At 63.1% G+C, this 16,819-nt stretch carries 29 protein-coding genes; 3 read left to right on the top strand and 26 right to left on the bottom strand.

Annotation, left to right across the window (positions count from 1 at the left end):
* Positions 1 to 377: 377 nt before the first annotated feature.
* The 15 genes from ILP92_RS17220 to ILP92_RS17290 all read right to left on the bottom strand — a co-directional run bounded on the left by ILP92_RS17220 (position 378) and on the right by ILP92_RS17290 (position 8,502).
* Positions 378 to 1,019: an adenylate kinase gene (locus ILP92_RS17220; RefSeq protein WP_198917652.1), complete on the bottom strand. Its 642-nt coding sequence runs from the start codon at positions 1,017 to 1,019 to the stop codon at positions 378 to 380.
* Positions 1,016 to 2,392: a preprotein translocase subunit SecY gene (secY, locus tag ILP92_RS17225; RefSeq protein ID WP_198917653.1), complete on the bottom strand. Its 1,377-nt coding sequence runs from the start codon at positions 2,390 to 2,392 to the stop codon at positions 1,016 to 1,018. Before secY ends, ILP92_RS17220 begins: the two co-directional genes overlap by 4 nt.
* A 111-nt stretch (positions 2,393 to 2,503) precedes the next feature.
* Positions 2,504 to 2,974 (bottom strand): 50S ribosomal protein L15, encoded by a 471-nt coding sequence (gene rplO, locus ILP92_RS17230; RefSeq protein WP_198917654.1) that lies wholly within the window; start codon positions 2,972 to 2,974, stop codon positions 2,504 to 2,506.
* 97 nt (positions 2,975 to 3,071) lie between these two features.
* Positions 3,072 to 3,260 carry a 50S ribosomal protein L30 gene (gene rpmD / locus ILP92_RS17235; protein WP_198917655.1) on the bottom strand — a complete coding sequence of 63 codons (189 nt, stop codon included), beginning with the start codon at positions 3,258 to 3,260 and terminating at the stop codon, positions 3,072 to 3,074.
* 3 nt (positions 3,261 to 3,263) lie between these two features.
* Positions 3,264 to 3,842, bottom strand: coding sequence for a 30S ribosomal protein S5 (gene rpsE / locus ILP92_RS17240; RefSeq protein ID WP_198917656.1), 579 nt, complete (start codon positions 3,840 to 3,842; stop codon positions 3,264 to 3,266).
* A gap of 134 nt (positions 3,843 to 3,976) precedes the next feature.
* Positions 3,977 to 4,336 carry a 50S ribosomal protein L18 gene (gene rplR, locus ILP92_RS17245; protein WP_198917657.1) on the bottom strand — a complete coding sequence of 120 codons (360 nt, stop codon included), beginning with the start codon at positions 4,334 to 4,336 and terminating at the stop codon, positions 3,977 to 3,979.
* 10 nt (positions 4,337 to 4,346) lie between these two features.
* Complete coding sequence (gene rplF, locus ILP92_RS17250; protein ID WP_198917658.1) at positions 4,347 to 4,880, bottom strand: 50S ribosomal protein L6; 534 nt, start codon at positions 4,878 to 4,880, stop codon at positions 4,347 to 4,349.
* Positions 4,881 to 4,892: 12 nt separating this feature from the next.
* Positions 4,893 to 5,285 (bottom strand): 30S ribosomal protein S8, encoded by a 393-nt coding sequence (gene rpsH, locus ILP92_RS17255; protein WP_198917659.1) that lies wholly within the window; start codon positions 5,283 to 5,285, stop codon positions 4,893 to 4,895.
* 15 nt (positions 5,286 to 5,300) lie between these two features.
* Positions 5,301 to 5,606, bottom strand: a complete 306-nt coding sequence (rpsN, locus tag ILP92_RS17260; RefSeq protein WP_198917660.1) for a 30S ribosomal protein S14 — start codon at positions 5,604 to 5,606, stop codon at positions 5,301 to 5,303.
* Positions 5,607 to 5,620: 14 nt separating this feature from the next.
* The gene (rplE, locus tag ILP92_RS17265) at positions 5,621 to 6,184 is read right to left on the bottom strand and encodes a 50S ribosomal protein L5 (RefSeq protein WP_198917661.1); all 564 of its coding nucleotides are present in this window, start codon (positions 6,182 to 6,184) and stop codon (positions 5,621 to 5,623) included.
* Entirely contained in the window at positions 6,184 to 6,489 is a 306-nt protein-coding gene (rplX, locus tag ILP92_RS17270) for a 50S ribosomal protein L24 (RefSeq protein ID WP_198917662.1), read from the bottom strand. The genes rplE and rplX overlap by 1 nt, the downstream gene beginning before the upstream one ends.
* Positions 6,490 to 6,858, bottom strand: coding sequence for a 50S ribosomal protein L14 (gene rplN, locus ILP92_RS17275; RefSeq protein WP_013963207.1), 369 nt, complete (start codon positions 6,856 to 6,858; stop codon positions 6,490 to 6,492). It lies immediately after the preceding gene.
* A 75-nt stretch (positions 6,859 to 6,933) separates the two neighbouring features.
* The gene (rpsQ, locus tag ILP92_RS17280) at positions 6,934 to 7,164 is read right to left on the bottom strand and encodes a 30S ribosomal protein S17 (protein WP_198917663.1); all 231 of its coding nucleotides are present in this window, start codon (positions 7,162 to 7,164) and stop codon (positions 6,934 to 6,936) included.
* A gap of 3 nt (positions 7,165 to 7,167) precedes the next feature.
* The gene (rpmC, locus tag ILP92_RS17285) at positions 7,168 to 7,392 is read right to left on the bottom strand and encodes a 50S ribosomal protein L29 (protein ID WP_198917677.1); all 225 of its coding nucleotides are present in this window, start codon (positions 7,390 to 7,392) and stop codon (positions 7,168 to 7,170) included.
* Positions 7,393 to 7,878: 486 nt separating this feature from the next.
* Entirely contained in the window at positions 7,879 to 8,502 is a 624-nt protein-coding gene (locus ILP92_RS17290) for a 2OG-Fe(II) oxygenase family protein (protein WP_198917664.1), read from the bottom strand.
* Positions 8,503 to 8,638: 136 nt separating this feature from the next.
* Between ILP92_RS17290 and ILP92_RS17295 the strand changes: the two genes are divergently transcribed.
* Positions 8,639 to 8,878 (top strand): HP1242/YdcH family protein, encoded by a 240-nt coding sequence (locus tag ILP92_RS17295; protein ID WP_198917665.1) that lies wholly within the window; start codon positions 8,639 to 8,641, stop codon positions 8,876 to 8,878.
* A gap of 129 nt (positions 8,879 to 9,007) precedes the next feature.
* On the opposite strand, the gene rplP is transcribed toward ILP92_RS17295, so the two are convergent.
* The 5 genes from rplP to rplB are packed head-to-tail and all read right to left on the bottom strand — an operon-like array spanning position 9,008 to position 11,642.
* Positions 9,008 to 9,421, bottom strand: coding sequence for a 50S ribosomal protein L16 (gene rplP, locus ILP92_RS17300; RefSeq protein WP_198917666.1), 414 nt, complete (start codon positions 9,419 to 9,421; stop codon positions 9,008 to 9,010).
* Between the two features lie 12 nt (positions 9,422 to 9,433).
* Positions 9,434 to 10,141: a 30S ribosomal protein S3 gene (rpsC, locus tag ILP92_RS17305; RefSeq protein WP_198917667.1), complete on the bottom strand. Its 708-nt coding sequence runs from the start codon at positions 10,139 to 10,141 to the stop codon at positions 9,434 to 9,436.
* Positions 10,141 to 10,521 carry a 50S ribosomal protein L22 gene (rplV, locus tag ILP92_RS17310; protein ID WP_198917668.1) on the bottom strand — a complete coding sequence of 127 codons (381 nt, stop codon included), beginning with the start codon at positions 10,519 to 10,521 and terminating at the stop codon, positions 10,141 to 10,143. The genes rpsC and rplV overlap by 1 nt, the downstream gene beginning before the upstream one ends.
* Positions 10,518 to 10,796 carry a 30S ribosomal protein S19 gene (gene rpsS, locus ILP92_RS17315; RefSeq protein WP_124111446.1) on the bottom strand — a complete coding sequence of 93 codons (279 nt, stop codon included), beginning with the start codon at positions 10,794 to 10,796 and terminating at the stop codon, positions 10,518 to 10,520. Before rpsS ends, rplV begins: the two co-directional genes overlap by 4 nt.
* 3 nt (positions 10,797 to 10,799) lie before the next feature.
* Positions 10,800 to 11,642 (bottom strand): 50S ribosomal protein L2, encoded by an 843-nt coding sequence (gene rplB, locus ILP92_RS17320; RefSeq protein WP_198917669.1) that lies wholly within the window; start codon positions 11,640 to 11,642, stop codon positions 10,800 to 10,802.
* A 312-nt stretch (positions 11,643 to 11,954) separates the two neighbouring features.
* On the opposite strand from rplB, the gene ILP92_RS17325 reads away from it, so the two are divergent.
* On the top strand, positions 11,955 to 12,446 hold the full coding sequence (locus tag ILP92_RS17325) for a hypothetical protein (protein WP_198917670.1): 492 nt from the start codon (positions 11,955 to 11,957) through the stop codon (positions 12,444 to 12,446).
* Here ILP92_RS17325 and ILP92_RS17330 read toward each other — a convergent pair.
* On the bottom strand, positions 12,415 to 12,867 hold the full coding sequence (locus tag ILP92_RS17330) for a hypothetical protein (protein WP_198917671.1): 453 nt from the start codon (positions 12,865 to 12,867) through the stop codon (positions 12,415 to 12,417). The genes ILP92_RS17325 and ILP92_RS17330 overlap by 32 nt on opposite strands.
* A gap of 170 nt (positions 12,868 to 13,037) precedes the next feature.
* Here ILP92_RS17330 and ILP92_RS17335 point away from each other — a divergent pair, with 170 nt between their 5' ends.
* Positions 13,038 to 14,084 carry a Hint domain-containing protein gene (locus ILP92_RS17335; RefSeq protein ID WP_198917672.1) on the top strand — a complete coding sequence of 349 codons (1,047 nt, stop codon included), beginning with the start codon at positions 13,038 to 13,040 and terminating at the stop codon, positions 14,082 to 14,084.
* A 151-nt stretch (positions 14,085 to 14,235) separates the two neighbouring features.
* Here ILP92_RS17335 and ILP92_RS17340 read toward each other — a convergent pair whose 3' ends face one another.
* The 5 genes from ILP92_RS17340 to rpsJ all read right to left on the bottom strand — a co-directional run bounded on the left by ILP92_RS17340 (position 14,236) and on the right by rpsJ (position 16,661).
* Positions 14,236 to 14,421 (bottom strand): hypothetical protein, encoded by a 186-nt coding sequence (locus ILP92_RS17340; protein ID WP_198917678.1) that lies wholly within the window; start codon positions 14,419 to 14,421, stop codon positions 14,236 to 14,238.
* Between the two features lie 133 nt (positions 14,422 to 14,554).
* Positions 14,555 to 14,851 carry a 50S ribosomal protein L23 gene (locus ILP92_RS17345; protein ID WP_198917673.1) on the bottom strand — a complete coding sequence of 99 codons (297 nt, stop codon included), beginning with the start codon at positions 14,849 to 14,851 and terminating at the stop codon, positions 14,555 to 14,557.
* Complete coding sequence (gene rplD / locus ILP92_RS17350; protein ID WP_198917674.1) at positions 14,848 to 15,468, bottom strand: 50S ribosomal protein L4; 621 nt, start codon at positions 15,466 to 15,468, stop codon at positions 14,848 to 14,850. Before rplD ends, ILP92_RS17345 begins: the two co-directional genes overlap by 4 nt.
* Positions 15,458 to 16,339, bottom strand: coding sequence for a 50S ribosomal protein L3 (rplC, locus tag ILP92_RS17355; protein WP_198917675.1), 882 nt, complete (start codon positions 16,337 to 16,339; stop codon positions 15,458 to 15,460). Before rplC ends, rplD begins: the two co-directional genes overlap by 11 nt.
* Before the next feature lies 1 nt (position 16,340).
* Positions 16,341 to 16,661 (bottom strand): 30S ribosomal protein S10, encoded by a 321-nt coding sequence (gene rpsJ / locus ILP92_RS17360; protein WP_036175718.1) that lies wholly within the window; start codon positions 16,659 to 16,661, stop codon positions 16,341 to 16,343.
* Positions 16,662 to 16,819 lie beyond the last annotated feature (158 nt).

The raw sequence follows: 16,819 nt of genomic DNA on the forward strand, positions 1-16,819 counted from the left end.
CGCGTCCTCGCGCCCCTCCAGCCAGTTCAGGATCCTGAGGATCCCGACGCCGCACACGCCAAATCCAAAACCGACGCCACTTATGGCGACGATGATCGTCACAACATCATTCATTGCTCTGCCTCGATATTTTTTTGTTGTTCGTCAAACATAGCAGAGCGCGCGCCCACGGCCAAAGACGTCGGCGATCACGAACGCGTATGTGGGCGGGACGACGCCAAGAAGATGCGGCGGGCCTGATCCATCGTGGGGGCCGCCCCGGCGGCCCACAGCATTTGGGGCAAGCAAAAATAAGGCGGGGAATGGGCTTTTCGCGCCCGACGGCCGAAATCGTGGCCGATCTGCCCCAGGCCGCGCCCGGGGCAGAATCGATCACCTCAGTCGAGCAGTTTCTCGATCTGTTCGCCGACCTCGTCGATCTCGGCCAGACCGTCGATGCGCTTCAGATCGCCCTTGGCGTAGTAATAACCGATCAGCGGCGAGGTCTTCTTGTAATATTCCATCAGCCGCTGCTTCAGGCTTTCCGCGTTGTCGTCCTCGCGGCGCTTGAACTCGGTGCCGCCGCAATTCTCGCACTTGCCGTCCTCGGGGATCGGCTTCGAGATGTCGTTGTACATCTGGCCGCAATTGGCGCAGGTCGACCGGGCCGTGATCCGTTCGATCAGCGCCTTGTCGTCGACCTGCAACTCGATCACGGCGCCCAGATCCTCGTTGTGCTTGGCCAGCAGCTCGGACAGCGCGTCGGCCTGCGCCAGCGTCCGCGGGAACCCGTCGAAGATCAGGCCGCCGCCCTTGTCTTCGTTCAGCTTCTCTTCGATCAGGCCGATGACGATCTCGTCGGTGACGAGCTCCCCCCGGTCCATGATCTTGGCAACCTTCTGGCCCATCTCGGTGCCCGAATTGCGGGCCTCGCGCAGCATGTCGCCGGTCGAAAGCTGGCGCATGTCCCGCTCTTCCACGAGCCGCCGCGCCTGTGTGCCCTTGCCCGCGCCCGGCGGTCCCAGAAGTATGATGTTCATCGGCGATTGCCCCCCTTGGCGGGTGCCTTTCTGGCACCCTTTCCACGTTTCTTGCCGCGCAGTTGGGACTTCTCAATAAGCCCTTCGTACTGGTGCGCGAGCATGTGCGACTGGACCTGCTGGATCGTGTCCATCGTCACCGACACCACGATCAGCACCGACGTGCCGCCGAAATAGAACGGGATCGCGAACTGGGCGCGGATCACCTCGGGCAGCAGGCACACGGCGGTCAGGTAGGCCGAGCCGAGCACCAGGATGCGCGCCACCACGTAGTCCAGGTATTCCTCGGTCCGCTTGCCGGGACGGATGCCCGGGATGAAGCCGTTCTGGTTCTTCAGGTTCTCGGCCACGTCTTCGGATTTGAAGGCCACGTTGGCGGTGTAGAAATAGGTGAAGAAGACGATCATGCCGCCGAAGAACAACAGGTAAAGCGGCTGGCCGGGTCCGAAATAGGCCAGGATCGTCGACATGACCGGGCCGGACTGACCGCCGCTGAAGGTCGCCAAGGTCGTGGGCAGCAGCAGCAGCGACGACGCGAAGATCGCGGGGATGACGCCCGCCGGGTTCACCTTGATGGGCAGGTGCGACGAGCCGCCGTCATAGACCTTCATCCCCACCTGGCGGCGCGGATACTGGATGTGGATCTTGCGCAAACTGCGCTCCATGAACACCACGAAGGCGATCACGGCGATGACCATGAGGATGACGCCGATGATGACCGCCGGGCTGATCGCACCCGACCTACCGGAGGCGAAGAACTGCGCCAGTGCCGCCGGGACCTCGGCGATGATGCCCACGAAGATGATCAGCGAAATGCCGTTGCCGATGCCGCGCTGGGTGATCTGCTCGCCCAGCCACATCAGGAACATGGTGCCGCCCACCAGCGTGATGACGCAGGCCGACCGGAAGAACAGGCCCGGATCGGTCACCAAGCCGCCCGCTTCCAGCGACACCGCCAGCCCGTAGGCCTGGAAGGTCGCCAGCAAAACCGTGCCGTAGCGGGTGTACTGGTTGATCTTCTTGCGGCCCTGCTCGCCTTCCTTCTTCAGCTGTTCCAGCTGCGGGACCATGGCCGTCATCAGCTGCACGATGATCGACGCGCTGATATAGGGCATGATGCCCAGCGCGAAGATCCCCATCCGGCTGATCGCGCCGCCGGTGAACATGTTCAGGATGCCGCCGATGCCGGTGGCCGCCTGTTCCATGAAGTCGCGCAGCGCGCCGCCGTCGATGCCGGGAACGGGGATGTAGGTGCCAAGGCGGTAAACGCAGAGCAGTCCCAGGGTGAAAAGGATCCGCGCGCGCAGCTCGGTGGCCTTGCCGAAGGCCCCCCAGCTCATGTTTGCGGCCATCTGTTCGGCGGCTGATGCCATGTCGGGGTCTCGCTATGTATGAAAACGCCGCGCGAACCGGCTTCCGGGCTCGCGCGGCGTCATGAAAACCTGAGTGGTTATGTAAGCGGCGGCGCCGCCGCTCACAACCCGTTACTCGGCCGCTGGCGCGCTCGTGACGGTCAGCGAGCCACCGACCTTCTCGACCGCTTCGATCGCGGATTTTGAGGCACCGGTCACGGTGATCTGCACCTTCGACGTGATCTCGCCCTTGGACAGGACGCGGATTCCGTCGCGCTTGCGCCGGATCAGGCCCGAATCGACCAGCTCGGTCTCGGTGATTTCCTCGCCCAGCTTGCCAGCGTCGATGAACTTCTGGATCAGGCCCAGGTTCACGACGGCGAATTGCTTGCGGTTGGGCTTGCTGAAGCCACGCTTCGGCAGACGCTGGTAGATCGGCATCTGGCCACCCTCGTAGCCGTTGATCGCCACACCCGAGCGGGACTTCTGACCCTTGATACCCCGGCCGGCGGTCTTGCCGGTGCCGGATCCCGGACCACGGCCCACGCGCTTGCGCGGCTTGGTGGCACCCGGGTTGTCGTGCAGTTCGTTCAGTTTAACCATTGTCGCTTCCTTTTTTTGCCGGACGCGCACCCCCAGCGACGGGAGCGGTGCGGCCACGGCGTTGCGTTGTCTTGTCTTGGGGGTCGAGGCCTTGGCCTCAGCCCTTTTCTTCGATGATCTGCACCATGTGCGGGATCGAGTTGACCATGCCGCGGACGGACGGAGTGTCTTCCAGTTCGCGCACGCGGTGCATCTTGTTCAGGCCCAGGCCCTTCAGCGTCTTGCGCTGGCTGGCGGGGCGGCGGATGGGCGAGCCCACCTGCTTGACGACGATGGTTTTAGCCATGGTTTAAGCCTCCTCGGCGACTTGGTCGGATGCGTGGGTCGCATCTTCGCGCTTGGGCAGGATGTCGGCGACCTTCTTGCCGCGACGCTGGGCGACGGACCGCGGCGAGGCTTCGTTCAGCAGGCCGTTCAGCGTGGCGCGGATCATGTTGTAGGGGTTCTGCGACCCGATCGACTTGGCGACCACGTCCTGGACGCCCAGCATCTCGAAGATGGCGCGCATCGGACCACCGGCGATGATGCCCGTACCTTGCGGCGCGGTGCGCATGACGACCTTGCCCGCACCGTGGCGACCATAGACGTCGTGGTGCAGCGTGCGGCCGTCGCGCAGGGGCACGCGGATCATGTTGCGCTTGGCGGCTTCGCCGGCCTTGCGGATCGCCTCGGGGACTTCCTTGGCCTTGCCCTTGCCGAAGCCCACGCGGCCGCGCTGGTCGCCCACGACGACGAGTGCCGCGAAGCCGAAACGCTTGCCGCCCTTGACGGTCTTGGACACGCGGTTGATCGCCACAAGGCGATCGGCGAATTCGGGGGTTTCGTCGCGCTGGCCGCGACGGCCGCCCCGGTTGTCATCTCTTGCCATACGTCTGGCTCCTTCATGGCCCTCGCGGGCTTGGTTGATACGATCCTGGTGGGCCATGGGGCCCCCGGATCATCGAGGCGGTCGTCCGCCTGCAAAGACAGGACCGCGCCATTCAGGCGCGATCCCGTGAACTCTTAGATCTTCAGGCCGCCCTCGCGCGCGGCGTCGGCCAGGGCCTTCACCTTGCCGTGGAACAGGAAGCCGCCGCGATCGAAATAGGCTTCGCTGACGCCTGCCTTCTTGGCCCGCTCGGCGATCGCCGCACCGACCTTGGTCGCCGCGTCGATGTTGTTCTTGCCGACGACGCCCAGATCCTTTTCCAGCGACGAGGCCGAGGCCAGCGTCACACCCTGCACATCGTCGATGAGCTGGACGGAAATGTTCTTGTTCGAGCGGTGAACGCTCAGGCGCGGACGCCCTGCGTTGACCTTGCGAAGCTTGTTCCGAACGCGCAGGCGGCGCTTCAGAAACAGGTCTCTTTTGCTGTTTGCCATGTCTGCGTCCTTACTTCTTCTTGCCTTCCTTGCGGAAGATGAATTCACCCTTATAGCGGATGCCCTTGCCCTTGTAGGGCTCGGGACGGCGCCATTCGCGAATGTTCGCGGCCACCTGGCCCACATGCTGCTCGTCGATGCCTTCGACGATGATCTCGGTCTGCTTGGGGACCGAGAGCGTCACGCCGTCGGGCACCTGGAAGTCGACGTCGTGGCTGAGGCCCAGGTTCAGCTTCAGGACGTTGCCCTGCAGCTGCGCGCGGTAGCCCACGCCTTGGATCTCCAGCTCTTTCTTGAAGCCGGTGGTGACGCCCGTCACCAGGTTCTGAACCATCGTGCGGCTCATGCCCCATTGCTGGCGGGCGCGCTTGGACTTGCCGCGCGGGGTGATGGTGACGGCGTTGTCTTCGACAGCCAGCGTCACATCATCCGTCGCAGTGAAGGTCCGGGTGCCCTTGGGCCCCTTCACTTCGATTTTCTGACCGTCGATCTTGGCTTCCACGCCGGAAGGCAGGTCAACGGGTCGTTTACCGATACGAGACATACCAATCCCTCCTTAGAAGACGGTGCAGAGCACTTCACCGCCGACATTGGCGGAGCGTGCGGCGGCGTCCGTCATCACACCCTTGGGGGTCGAGACGATGGAGATGCCCAGGCCCTGGCGGACGGACGGGATGTCCGAAACACCGGCATAGACGCGACGACCGGGGGTCGACACGCGCTTGAGGTCCTTGATGACCGGAGCGCCCTCGTAATACTTCAGGCTGATCTCGATGGCCGGGTGGCCATCCTTGCCGGTCGTGGCTTCATATCCGCGGATATAGCCTTCGTCGGCAAGCACATCCAGGACCCAGCCGCGCAGTTTCGAGGCGGGAGTGATGACCGTGGACTTGCCGCGCAGCTGAGCGTTGCGGATCCGGGTCAGCATATCACCGATAGGATCGTTCATTGTATCAAAACCTCCTTACCAGCTCGACTTGACCATGCCGGGGATCTGGCCATCCGAGCCAAGATCCCGGAGCGCGATCCGCGACATTTTCAGTTTGCGGTAGTAGCCGTGCGGACGGCCCGTCAGTTGGCACCGGTTGTGCAGACGGGTGGCCGAGGAATTGCGCGGCAGCTTGGCCAGCTTCAGCTGGGCCTTGAACCGCTCTTCCATGGGCTTCGATTCGTCGCGCGCGATGCCTTTCAGCTCGGCACGCTTGGCGGCATACTTGTCCACCAGGGCCTGACGCTTCTTTTCGCGCTCGATCATTGCTTTCTTCGCCATGAGTTCTGTTCCTCTCAGCTGTTGAAGGGCATGTTGAAATGCTTCAACAGCGCTTTGGCTTGGGCGTCGTCGGACGCGGTGGTGCAGATCACGATATCAAGGCCCCAGGCTTCGTCGATCTTGTCGAAGTTGATCTCGGGGAACACGATATGTTCCTTCATGCCCATGGCGTAGTTGCCACGGCCGTCGAAGGATTTGCCGTTCACGCCGCGGAAGTCGCGGACGCGCGGCAGCGCGATGGTGATCAGGCGGTCCAGGAATTCGTACATCCGGTCGCCGCGCAGGGTCACCTTGGCCCCCAGCGGCATGTCTTCGCGGACGCGGAAACCGGCGATGGACTTCTTGGCCTTGGTGATGACGGCCTTCTGGCCCGCGATCGCGGTCAGGTCGTCGGCCGCCGACTTGGCCTTCTTGCTGTCGCGCACGGCTTCGGCACCGGCGCCGATGTTCAGCACGATCTTGTCCAGGCGCGGGATCTGCATCGGGTTGGTGAACCCGAATTCTTCCTTCATCGCGGCCTTGATCTCGTCGTTGTACTTGGCGCGCAGACGGGGGGTGTAGTTTGCGGTATCGAGCATCAGATCACGTCTCCCGTGGTCTTGGCGACGCGGACCTTCTTGCCGTCTTCGATCTTGAAGCCGACGCGGGTCGCTTTGCCGTTTGCATCCAGCAGGGCCAGGTTCGACAGGTCGATGGGCATCGCCTTCGGCGTGCGTCCACCTTGGCTGGACTGGCTTTGCTTGACGTGGCGGATGGCGATGTTGACGCCTTCGACCACCGCCTTGCCAGCGGCGGGGTTCACGGACTGGATCTCGCCCTGCTTGCCCTTGTCCTTACCGGCAAGAACGACGACCTTGTCACCCTTTTTCAGTTTGGCAGCCATTTACAGCACCTCCGGGGCGAGCGAGATGATCTTCATGAAGTTCTTCGCGCGCAGCTCGCGAACCACCGGTCCGAAGATACGGGTGCCGATCGGCTCGTTGTTATTGTTGAGGATGACGGCGGCGTTCCGATCGAACCGGATCGCGGTGCCATCGTCGCGGCGCACTTCCTTGGCGGTGCGCACGACGACGGCCTTGCGGACGTCGCCCTTCTTCACGCGGCCGCGCGGAATGGCTTCCTTGACCGACACAACGATGATGTCGCCCACGGATGCGTATTTCCGCTTCGAGCCGCCGAGGACCTTGATGCACTGAACACGGCGCGCGCCGGAATTGTCAGCGACATCCAGATTGGTCTGCATCTGGATCATGGGGTGTCTCCCGACCTTTGGGGTGAGCTTCGCTCGTTACTCCCCAGGGTTTCGATTGACTGGAATGTCAAAGCCTTAGTTGGCGATGACCTCCCAGCGTTTGGTTTTCGACTTCGGCGCACATTCCTGGATACGGACCTGGTCGCCGACGTTGAACTGGTTGGTCTCATCGTGAGCCCGGTACTTCTTGGACTTACGGATCGTCTTTTTCAGAACGGGGTGCGTGAAGCGCCGCTCGACCGACACGGTGACGGTCTGTTCGTTCTGGTTGCTGGTGACGGTGCCGGACAGGATGCGTTTGGGCATGGATCAGGCCTCCGCTTCGGTGGTTGCAGCGGCCGAGGCCGCCTTTTCGTTCAGGATGGTCTTCACGCGGGCGACGTCACGCTTGACGTTGCGGATCTGCGCGGTGTTTTCCAGCTGGTTCGTGGCCGCCTGGAAGCGCAGGTTGAACGCTTCTTTCTTCAGGTTGACCAGATGATCCCGAAGCTCGTCGGGCGTCTTGTCACGCAATTCGTTGGCTTGGAGAGCCATGATGTCTTCCTTTGCAACATCACCGGAGGGCCGTGCGAACACGTCACCCTGATTCCCGGTGGAGGTGGATGAAGGGGCCGTATAGGAGGGTTGGCGGGGGTTGGCAAGGCCCATGAGCCACTAATCGGTGGTGCAGTTCCCGAAGTGCTGAGCGGCTATGAATTCATTTAGGATCAGTGTGTTCCTTGAATGAACCGCGAGGCCATCATTGCTGATTGTAGTAGACTGCACAGCACCCGACGGCGTTGTCTCGACGAAGCTGAACGCGTCTTCACCCACGTAGATTTGTACTTCAACGATACCGGCGTTTCCCTCCATGAATACGCGCTCCGAAAGTGTATCCAGCCTGAAAATCAAAAAGAATTCCTCCTCAGAGCGTCCCTCTTCATCGATTCGATAGTGAAAATCGCAGTCCCAAGTGAAAACCGCTCCTTTTGCCACCGTAGACAAGTTTACTAGGAGAAATGCTATCGCAATGAGACGCACCTAGCTTCCCCACGCGTAATTGAAGCTCACGCTCACCCGCTCGTCCTCGCTCATGTTCATTGGCACCTCGTGGCGGAGCCAGGATTCCCAGAGCAGCACCTCGCCCACCTGCGGCTTCACGTAGACGAAATTGCGCAAGCTCTCGGGCGCGTCCTTTCGGCGGCCGGGGGCGGCCATCATCATGGGCAGGCGCGGGTCTTCGAACTTGATGGCGGAGGTGTCTTCGGGCATCGCCACGTAGGTCGTGCCCGAGATCACTGAATGGGGGTGCAGGTGGCTGGTGTGGATGCCGCCTTCGGGCAGGATGTTGATCCAGATGTCTTCCAGCTTCAGCTTCTTGTCGCCCAGATCGAAGGCCAGGTCCGACGCGAAGGCGGCCACGTGCTTGTCCAGCGCCGCGACGAGATCCTTGAAGATCGAGAACCGCCACGGCAGATCGGTGAGCGACGCGTAGGACGTGTAGCCCGGGAAGTCGTTTTCCTCGCACCAATCCTGTCCGGCCTCGTCATCCTCGGCGATGGAATTGCACGACGCCGCCAGCTCGTTCGGGTCTATGGCGGGACCCCGCTCGGACAGGGCGGCGCGGTAAAGGCGGGTAACGAAAAGCGATGCGATCTCTGACATGCGCCCCGCATAGCGCAGCGGCGTGCAAATGACGAGACTCCGGGATGGCTTGACCTCGATCAAGTCGCCCCCCTTCGGCGTCGGCCTAGGGTCAGGCACGCAAGCCCGTAAATCCTGAGCAACCCCGGAGAGCCAGATGCCCCACACCCCTCACGAGCTTGCCCGGGATTTGCCGTCGAACGTCGTGCAGCTCAAGAGCCTGCGGAATTCCAACAGGCATTTCCTGCGGTTGTGCGAGGCCTATCAAGAGGTCAATCGCGCCATTCGGCGGGCCGAAACCCATGTCGAACCGACCTCGGACGAGCACCTGTCCGAGATGCGCAGACGGCGCGTCAGGCTGCAGGATGATATCGCGCGGTGGCTGTCACAGGAATAGCGGGCGACGGTACGCAGGGCGTCACGCGCGCCGATGGGCGGACTCCGAAAAGCCAAAAGCCCCCGCCAGCGAGGCGGGGACTTTCGTGATTTCAACTGACGGGCCCGGAAGTTGCGGGCCGCAAATCGTTTACCAGTCTTCGCGCATCACGGTGCGGGTCTTGACCGGCAGTTTCATGGCGGCCAGGCGCAGAGCCTCGCGCGCGACGTCTTCGTTGACGCCGTCGATCTCGAACATGACGCGGCCGGGCTTGACCTTGGCGGCCCAGAAATCGACCGAGCCCTTGCCCTTGCCCATGCGGACTTCGACGGGCTTCGATGTGACGGGCACGTCCGGGAAGATCCGGATCCAGACACGACCCTGACGCTTCATGTGACGCGTCATGGCCCGCCGGGCGGCTTCGATCTGGCGCGCGGTGACGCGCTCGGGCTCGACCGCCTTCAGGCCAAAGGTGCCGAAGTTCAGGTCAGACCCGCCCTTCGCCTCGCCGCGGATGCGGCCCTTGTGCATCTTGCGGAATTTGGTGCGCTTCGGTTGCAGCATGTCAATGCCTCCTTAGCGACGGCCGCCAGCGCCGCGCGGCGTGGGACCATCTTGAAGTTCCTGGGCGCGACGATCGCGGGCGGCGGGGTCATGCTCGAGGATCTCGCCTTTGAAGATCCAGACCTGGATGCCGATGATGCCGTACGCGGTCTTGGCTTCGACGCGGGCGAAATCGATATCGGCCCGCAGGGTATGCAGGGGCACGCGGCCCTCGCGGTACCATTCGGTCCGGGCGATCTCGGCACCGCCAAGGCGGCCTGCCAGGTTCACGCGGATGCCCAGGGCACCCATGCGCATGGCGTTCTGCACCGAGCGCTTCATGGCGCGACGGAAGGACACGCGACGCTCGAGCTGCTGGGCGATGGATTCGCCGACCAGAGCGGCGTCCAGTTCCGGCTTGCGGACCTCGACGACGTTCAGGTGCAGCTCGCTGTCGGTCATCGCGGCCAGCTTGCGGCGCAGGGTTTCGATATCCGCGCCCTTCTTGCCGATGATGACGCCGGGGCGCGCGGTGTGGATCGTGACGCGGCACTTCTTGTGCGGACGTTCGATGATCACACGGCTGATGCCGGCGGCCTTGCACTCTTCCTTGATGAATTCGCGCATACGGATGTCTTCCAGCAGAAGATCCCCGTAATCCTTCGTGTCGGCGTACCAGCGGCTGTCCCAGGTCCGGTTGACCTGCAGGCGCATGCCGACGGGATTGACTTTGTTACCCATTACGCTTGCTCCTCGTTCTGGCGAACCTTGATGGTCAGTTCCGAAAACGGCTTGATGATCCGGCCGAACCGGCCACGGGCCCGCGGGCGACCGCGCTTCATGGTCATGTTCTTGCCCACATAGGCTTCGGCGACGACCAGCTCGTCCACGTCCAGGTTGTGGTTGTTCTCGGCATTGGCGATGGCCGACTGAAGGCACTTGCGGACATCGTCCGAGATCCGCTTCTTCGAGAAGGTCAGATCCTGCAAAGCCTTTTCGACCTTCTTGCCCCGGATCATGGCCGCGACAAGGTTCAGCTTCTGAGGGCTGGTGCGCAGCATGCGGGTCTTGGCCATGGCTTCGTTGTCAGCCACGCGGCGGGGGTTCTTGTCTTTGCTCATTTCCGCTTCGCCTTCTTGTCGGCGGCGTGACCGTAATAGGTGCGGGTCGGGCTGAATTCGCCAAACTTCTGGCCGATCATTTCCTCGGAGACGTTCACCGGGATATGCTTCTTGCCATTATAGACGCCGAAGGTGAGGCCCACGAACTGGGGCAGGATGGTGGAGCGACGCGACCAGATCTTGATGACCTCGTTGCGGCCGCTCTCGCGGGTTTTTTCGGCCTTCTTGAGCACGTAGGCATCAACGAAGGGGCCTTTCCAGACGGAACGCGACATCTATCAGCGTCCTTTCTTCTTGGCGTGACGCGAGCGGATGATCAGCTGCTGCGACGCCTTGTTCTTGTTACGGGTCCGCGCGCCCTTGGTGGGCTTGCCCCACGGGGTCACGGGGTGACGGCCACCGGAGGTCCGGCCTTCACCACCACCATGGGGGTGGTCGACCGGGTTCATCACGACACCGCGCACGGACGGGCGGATGCCCTTGTGGCGGTTGCGGCCGGCCTTGCCGAAGTTCTGGTTGGAGTTGTCGGGGTTCGACACGGCACCGATGGTGGCCATGCATTCCTGACGAACCAGGCGCAGTTCGCCCGAGCTCAGGCGGATCTGGGCGTAGCCGCCGTCACGACCGACGAACTGGGCGTAGGTGCCCGCGGCGCGTGCGATCTGGCCGCCCTTGCCGGGCTTCAGCTCGATGTTGTGGATGATCGTGCCGATGGGCATGCCCTGGAACGGCATCGCGTTGCCGGGCTTCACGTCGACCTTGTCGCCGCTGATGATCTTGTCGCCGATGCCCAGGCGCTGGGGCGCCAGGATATAGCGTTGCTCGCCGTCGGTGTACTGGATCAGCGCGATGAAGGCGGTGCGGTTGGGATCGTATTCGATCCGAACCACGACGGCTTCCACGTCGTGCTTGGTGCGTTTGAAGTCGACGATGCGGTACAGGCGCTTGGCGCCCCCGCCCTTGCGTCGCATCGTGATACGTCCGGTGTTGTTGCGGCCACCGTGCTTGGTCAAACCCTCGGTAAGGGATTTGACCGGACGGCCTTTCCACAGCTCCGAACGGTCGATCAGCACCAGCCCGCGCTGGCCCGGCGTCGTCGGCTTATACGACTTGAGTGCCATGCTTTCTGTCTTCCGTTTATGTGGCGAGGCAGACGCGCCCCGCGATGTGAAGCGCCCTGTCGCCAGGTCGCCGGGTAGATGTCCGTGACGGACAAAAGCCAAGCCCCGGACGAATCCGGGGCCTAGCCGATGGGCGGTGTCTATGGAAGGACGTGAAGCAGGTCAAGGGTGACACGAAAACGCGCGAGCCGCACACGGCGCCTCGGCCGATCAGCTTCGATTTCACCGATGCGGCGGGTTCGTCTGCCGAAATATCGACACAATGAAAGTCTAGGGTCCGTTGCCATGCAACGCATTTCAGACGGCCCAGCGATGGATATCCGGCGCGCGATGATCGGACTTGCCGTCGTCGGCGTGTTTGCGCTCGTCATCCTGCACCAGTTCGTGTTTTTTTCGCACGTGGTGGACCTGACCGTCATGCGCAATGATGCGCCTTCGTATTGTTCGACCGCACACCGCGACAATTGGTACCTGAGAGAGCGGGGCCGAAGCTCGGTTCCGCAAGACCCGCGTGGGTATTGCGGATCGATCCGGACGACGATGGGCAACTACAAGCTGCCCGACAGCAAATATTTCCTGAGCTTGCATCAGTCCCGTCCATATCTCGACGAGACGCTGGTCGAAGGATGCCGTTTCCGGGTGCTTGTCGTCGGCTACGGCAAGAAATTCGCCAAGGGCGACAAGCCGCGAACGCCGATCAGGCAGAAGATTTCGCGCGTGGTCGAGGAATTGGGATGTTCCGGGAACCGGATCGGCGGCCCCGCGCCGGGTGTCAGGTTGCCAGCGCGCGCATCGGCAGGGTGATCGCGCGGGACAGGCCGTGATCCGTCGCGCGCGTCTCGATCCGGCCTTCCAGCCGGACCGAGATGCACAGGTCAATCAGTTTCGACCCGAACCCGGGCTGCGATCCGATGGCCATACCACCCCCGGGGCGATGTTCGCTCCAGTCGAGGATCACCGTGTCCTGGTCGACGATCCAGGACAGCGACAGGCTACCATCCGTGTTGCTGAGTGCGCCGTATTTCACCGCGTTCGTCGCCAGTTCGTTGATCGCCAGCGCCAGGTATGCCGACGCATCGGGACCGATCCTGACGGCTGGTCCATCCCGGCCGATCGTCAGTCGGGCCGCGTCTGAATAGGGCTTCAGGACTTCCGAGACCAGGTCGGACAGCGCGATATCGCCCCGGCCGCTGGCGCCGTCGCGCCGCCGCGGACGGTCCGGCACCAGTCGCGGTGGGCGCGGGAGGGCCCGGCGGCAGGGGCTGGAGTCATCGGGTGACCCACGATCGAAACCGCCGTTACAGCTTCCCTAACGCTTGTCCGCCATCATCACGCGCGACCAAAGCCCCACTTTGACGACATATAAATGACAATACGCGCCCGAGAGGTGGATTAATGCCCGGATATATTTCCGAGCTCAGCTACGATGGGCCAAACGATTTCATCGAGGTCGTCGTTTCCGGCGGGACCGACATGTCGAGCTATGCCATCTATTACTACGACATATCGACGGGCGCGACCACCGGCACCATGTCATTCACCGCGAGCCCCGAGGCGACGATCGCGGGCAAGGACGTCTATCTCTTCGATCCCACCCATCCCGACTGGGCCGGCCTGGACGCGGGCCTTGCCTATGCGCTGGTCGATGACACCGGGACCGTGCTGCAGTTCGTGTCGGTGGATGGAAAGACGACAACCGCCACGGACGGCCCCGCAAACGGTCAGACCAGCACGAATATCGGCACTGTCACCGACGGCTCTTCGCTAGAGACCAGCGATCGCGGCGCGAGCTACGCGGTGCAACCTGCTGCAAACCCCGGAACGATCCCATGCTTCGCCACGGGCAACCTGATCGACACGCCGGACGGCCCGCACCCGGTCGAAGACCTCGCCATCGGCGATCTGGTGATGACGGTGGACGCGGGTCCCCAGCCGGTGCGGTGGATCAACCGAAGATTCCAGTCTCTTGTGGATGCAGCGGACGACGCGCGCCCCGTCCTTTTCGCGCGCGGCGCGCTGGGGCCGGGGCGGCCGACAAGGGATCTTCTCGTGTCGCCGCAGCACCGCATCCTCGTCGGCACTGGCGGGCAACTCGAGAAGCTCTTCGACCATGCCCAACTGGTGCCCGCCAAGGCGCTGACCGGCCTGCCGGGGATCCGACACATGCGGGGCAGGAAGACGATCATCTGGGTGCATTTCCTGTGCGACGCCCACCACGTCGTCACCTCGAACGGGTGTCTCAGTGAAAGCCTTCTGCCGGGCCCACAGGTCGTAGCGGGCCTTCGCGGATCTTCACGCACCTTGCTGTCGCAGATCCTCCAATCAGCGGGCACAGGTGACGGGCGGAACGTCGAGCCCGCCCTGCCCTTGCTGTCCGTGCAAGCCGCGCGGAAACGGGTGGCGTCGGCCAAGATCCCCGCGCGGGGACAGACACCCGCCTGACCCGAGGTGTGTTGCAGTCTCAGGGCCCCCTCTCGGAAGCCGGGCACGCCGTCGCTGACGTTGATATGGACGCCGCGGTCGGCCCATGGTGCCTGTGGAACGCAGCCCGTGCGTCTTGGGCGCAATGCGAAGCCGTCGCTGCCGAAAAAAGCTAGTAACTTGGCGCGCAGTCGATGTCGGCGGACAGGTCTTGCACGGGATCGGCGGGCGAACAGGGCTGCTCCGACATTGGATAGGTCGTGGCCGGTTCCTGTTCCGCACAGGCGGCAAGGCCGAGGATCGGGACGAGGGCGAGCAGGACGGGCGCGGGTTTCATGATGGTGTCCACCGGGTTCATGTCGTTTCACCGGGTGTAGCCGGACCCTTGCGCGCTCGTCTTGACTTCGCTCAAGTCCGCATCGCGGCCCGCCACCAACGAAAAAGGCCCCGCGTCGCCGCGGGGCCTTTCCCAATCCGTCCTGTGACCGGTGTCAAAGACCCGTCGATACGTCGATCGTGTTGCCTTCTTCCAGCGTCACGTAGGCTTTCTTGACGTCGCGCCGCTTGCCGGGCTGACCGCGGAAGCGCTTGGTCTTGCCCTTGGTGATGGACGTGTTGACGGCCTTCACCTTGACGTTGAACAGCGTCTCGACCGCTTCCTTGATCGCCGGTTTCGCGGCGCTCATCGCCACTTCGAAGACAACCGCGCCGTTTTCGGACGCCATGGTGGCCTTTTCGGTGATGATCGGCTTGCGGATCACGTCGTAATGCTCTGGCTTCGTGCTCATTTCAGGCGAGCCTCCAGTGCTTCGATACCGGCCTTGGTGATGACCAGGGTATCGCGCTTCAGGATGTCATAGACGTTGGCGCCCATCGAGGGCAGCACGTCCAGACCGTCGATATTGGCCGCGGCCTTGGCGAAATTCTCGTTCACCTCGGCCCCGTCGATGACCAGCGCACGCTTCCAGCCCAGATCCCGGATCTGCTTGGCCAGGGTCTTGGTCTTGGCGTCTGCGATGTCCAGGTTGTCCAGGATCACGACATTGCCTTCCGCCTGCTTGGCCGACAGCGCGTGGCGCAGGCCCAGCTTGCGGAACTTCTTGGTCAGCTCGTGACCGTGGCTGCGCACGACCGGGCCCTTGTAGACGCCACCGCCGCGGAAGATCGGCGCCGAGCGCGCACCGTGGCGTGCGCCGCCGGTGCCCTTCTGGCGATAGATCTTCTTGGTCGAGTAGCTGACTTCGGACCGGGTCTTGACCTTGTGCGTACCGGCCTGCGCGTTGTTGCGCTGCCAGCGGACCACGCGGTGCAGGATGTCGATGCGCGGCTCGAGCCCGAACAGGGCGTCGTCCAGTTCGACCGATCCGGCCTTCGAGCCGTCCAGTTTGATGGCATCAGTTTTCATCGTCGCCCTCCTTCTTCTCGGTGGCGTCGCTGTTGTCGGTGTCCGAACCTTCGGCGTCGATCTGGGCTTCGGCTTCCTTCAGCGCGGCGGCCTGCTGCTCGGCGGCTTCCTGGGCCAGGCGCTCGGCTTCCGCGGCTTCAGCGGCGGCGGCTTCCTCGGCGGCGGCTTGTGCCAGTCTTTCGGCTTCCTCGGCGGCGGATTTCAGCGCGGCGGGATAGATCACGTTCTCGGGCGTGGCTTTCTTGACCGCGTCCTTGATCGTCACCCAACCGCCCTTCGAGCCCGGCACGGCACCCTTGACCATGATCAGGCCACGCGCGCTGTCGGTCTTGATGACCTGCAGGTTCTGCGTTGTGACACGGGCAGCGCCCATGTGACCGGCCATCTTCTTTCCCTTGAACACCTTGCCGGGGTCCTGGCACTGGCCCGTCGAGCCGTGCGAGCGGTGGCTGATCGACACGCCGTGGCTGGCGCGCAGACCGGCGAAGTTGTGCCGCTTCATGGCACCGGCAAAGCCTTTACCGATCGACGTGCCGGACACGTCGACATACTGGCCTTCGAAGTAATGCGACGCGATGATCTCTTCACCCACGTCGATCATGTTCTCGGGGGCCACGCGGAATTCGGCGATCTTGCGCTTGGGTTCCACCTTGGCCACCGCGAAATGGCCACGCATGGCTTTCGAGGTGTTCTTGGCCTTCGCGGTGCCCGCGCCCAGCTGAACGGCGGCATAGCCGTGTTCGTCCGGGGTGCGCTGAGCGACCACTTGCAGCTTGTCGAGTTGCAGGACGGTGACGGGCACTTGCCGGCCATCTTCCTGGAAGATGCGCGTCATGCCCATCTTCTTTGCGATAACGCCTGAGCGCAGCATGTCAGCCCCCCATCACTTTGATGTCGACGGCCACACCGGCAGCCAGGTCGAGCTTCATCAGCGCGTCCACGGTCTGGGGGGTGGGATCGACGATGTCGAGCATCCGCTTGTGGGTGCGGATTTCGAACTGGTCCCGGGACTTCTTGTCCACGTGGGGACCACGCAGGACGGTGAATTTCTCGATCTTGTTGGGCATGGGGATGGGTCCCCGCACCGAAGCGCCGGTGCGCTTGGCGGTCGAGACGATTTCCTGGGTGCTGCTGTCGAGCACCCGGTAATCGAACGCCTTCAGGCGGATGCGAATGTTCTGGCTGGCGGCCATTGGTGTCATTCCCTTGACAGGGTTTCAGTCGAGAGGTGGGGCGAAGCTCATCCCCCGCGCCACATCGGACCAGTATATGTGGTGCCGGACGCACGAGGCGCCCGGCGGTCTTTGGGTCTGCGTCGCGGGTTACTCGATGATTTTCGAGACCACGCCGG

The organism is Palleronia pontilimi, assembly GCF_016412875.1.
GTDB lineage: Bacteria > Pseudomonadota > Alphaproteobacteria > Rhodobacterales > Rhodobacteraceae > Palleronia > Palleronia pontilimi.

What these genes read in the sequence shown, in the direction of transcription:
- ILP92_RS17220 (WP_198917652.1), bottom strand. Translation starts at nt 1,019, where the DNA reads ATGAACATCATACTTCTGGGACCGCCGGGCGCGGGCAAGGGCACACAG.
- secY (WP_198917653.1), bottom strand. Translation starts at nt 2,392, where the DNA reads ATGGCATCAGCCGCCGAACAGATGGCCGCAAACATGAGCTGGGGGGCC.
- rplO (WP_198917654.1), bottom strand. Translation starts at nt 2,974, where the DNA reads ATGGTTAAACTGAACGAACTGCACGACAACCCGGGTGCCACCAAGCCG.
- rpmD (WP_198917655.1), bottom strand. Translation starts at nt 3,260, where the DNA reads ATGGCTAAAACCATCGTCGTCAAGCAGGTGGGCTCGCCCATCCGCCGC.
- rpsE (WP_198917656.1), bottom strand. Translation starts at nt 3,842, where the DNA reads ATGGCAAGAGATGACAACCGGGGCGGCCGTCGCGGCCAGCGCGACGAA.
- rplR (WP_198917657.1), bottom strand. Translation starts at nt 4,336, where the DNA reads ATGGCAAACAGCAAAAGAGACCTGTTTCTGAAGCGCCGCCTGCGCGTT.
- rplF (WP_198917658.1), bottom strand. Translation starts at nt 4,880, where the DNA reads ATGTCTCGTATCGGTAAACGACCCGTTGACCTGCCTTCCGGCGTGGAA.
- rpsH (WP_198917659.1), bottom strand. Translation starts at nt 5,285, where the DNA reads ATGAACGATCCTATCGGTGATATGCTGACCCGGATCCGCAACGCTCAG.
- rpsN (WP_198917660.1), bottom strand. Translation starts at nt 5,606, where the DNA reads ATGGCGAAGAAAGCAATGATCGAGCGCGAAAAGAAGCGTCAGGCCCTG.
- rplE (WP_198917661.1), bottom strand. Translation starts at nt 6,184, where the DNA reads ATGCTCGATACCGCAAACTACACCCCCCGTCTGCGCGCCAAGTACAAC.
- rplX (WP_198917662.1), bottom strand. Translation starts at nt 6,489, where the DNA reads ATGGCTGCCAAACTGAAAAAGGGTGACAAGGTCGTCGTTCTTGCCGGT.
- rplN (WP_013963207.1), bottom strand. Translation starts at nt 6,858, where the DNA reads ATGATCCAGATGCAGACCAATCTGGATGTCGCTGACAATTCCGGCGCG.
- rpsQ (WP_198917663.1), bottom strand. Translation starts at nt 7,164, where the DNA reads ATGCCCAAACGCATCCTGTCCGGCACCGTCACCAGCAACCAGAACGAA.
- rpmC (WP_198917677.1), bottom strand. Translation starts at nt 7,392, where the DNA reads ATGGCTCTCCAAGCCAACGAATTGCGTGACAAGACGCCCGACGAGCTT.
- ILP92_RS17290 (WP_198917664.1), bottom strand. Translation starts at nt 8,502, where the DNA reads ATGTCAGAGATCGCATCGCTTTTCGTTACCCGCCTTTACCGCGCCGCC.
- ILP92_RS17295 (WP_198917665.1), top strand. Translation starts at nt 8,639, where the DNA reads ATGCCCCACACCCCTCACGAGCTTGCCCGGGATTTGCCGTCGAACGTC.
- rplP (WP_198917666.1), bottom strand. Translation starts at nt 9,421, where the DNA reads ATGCTGCAACCGAAGCGCACCAAATTCCGCAAGATGCACAAGGGCCGC.
- rpsC (WP_198917667.1), bottom strand. Translation starts at nt 10,141, where the DNA reads ATGGGTAACAAAGTCAATCCCGTCGGCATGCGCCTGCAGGTCAACCGG.
- rplV (WP_198917668.1), bottom strand. Translation starts at nt 10,521, where the DNA reads ATGAGCAAAGACAAGAACCCCCGCCGCGTGGCTGACAACGAAGCCATG.
- rpsS (WP_124111446.1), bottom strand. Translation starts at nt 10,796, where the DNA reads ATGTCGCGTTCCGTCTGGAAAGGCCCCTTCGTTGATGCCTACGTGCTC.
- rplB (WP_198917669.1), bottom strand. Translation starts at nt 11,642, where the DNA reads ATGGCACTCAAGTCGTATAAGCCGACGACGCCGGGCCAGCGCGGGCTG.
- ILP92_RS17325 (WP_198917670.1), top strand. Translation starts at nt 11,955, where the DNA reads ATGGATATCCGGCGCGCGATGATCGGACTTGCCGTCGTCGGCGTGTTT.
- ILP92_RS17335 (WP_198917672.1), top strand. Translation starts at nt 13,038, where the DNA reads ATGCCCGGATATATTTCCGAGCTCAGCTACGATGGGCCAAACGATTTC.
- ILP92_RS17340 (WP_198917678.1), bottom strand. Translation starts at nt 14,421, where the DNA reads ATGAACCCGGTGGACACCATCATGAAACCCGCGCCCGTCCTGCTCGCC.
- ILP92_RS17345 (WP_198917673.1), bottom strand. Translation starts at nt 14,851, where the DNA reads ATGAGCACGAAGCCAGAGCATTACGACGTGATCCGCAAGCCGATCATC.
- rplD (WP_198917674.1), bottom strand. Translation starts at nt 15,468, where the DNA reads ATGAAAACTGATGCCATCAAACTGGACGGCTCGAAGGCCGGATCGGTC.
- rplC (WP_198917675.1), bottom strand. Translation starts at nt 16,339, where the DNA reads ATGCTGCGCTCAGGCGTTATCGCAAAGAAGATGGGCATGACGCGCATC.
- rpsJ (WP_036175718.1), bottom strand. Translation starts at nt 16,661, where the DNA reads ATGGCCGCCAGCCAGAACATTCGCATCCGCCTGAAGGCGTTCGATTAC.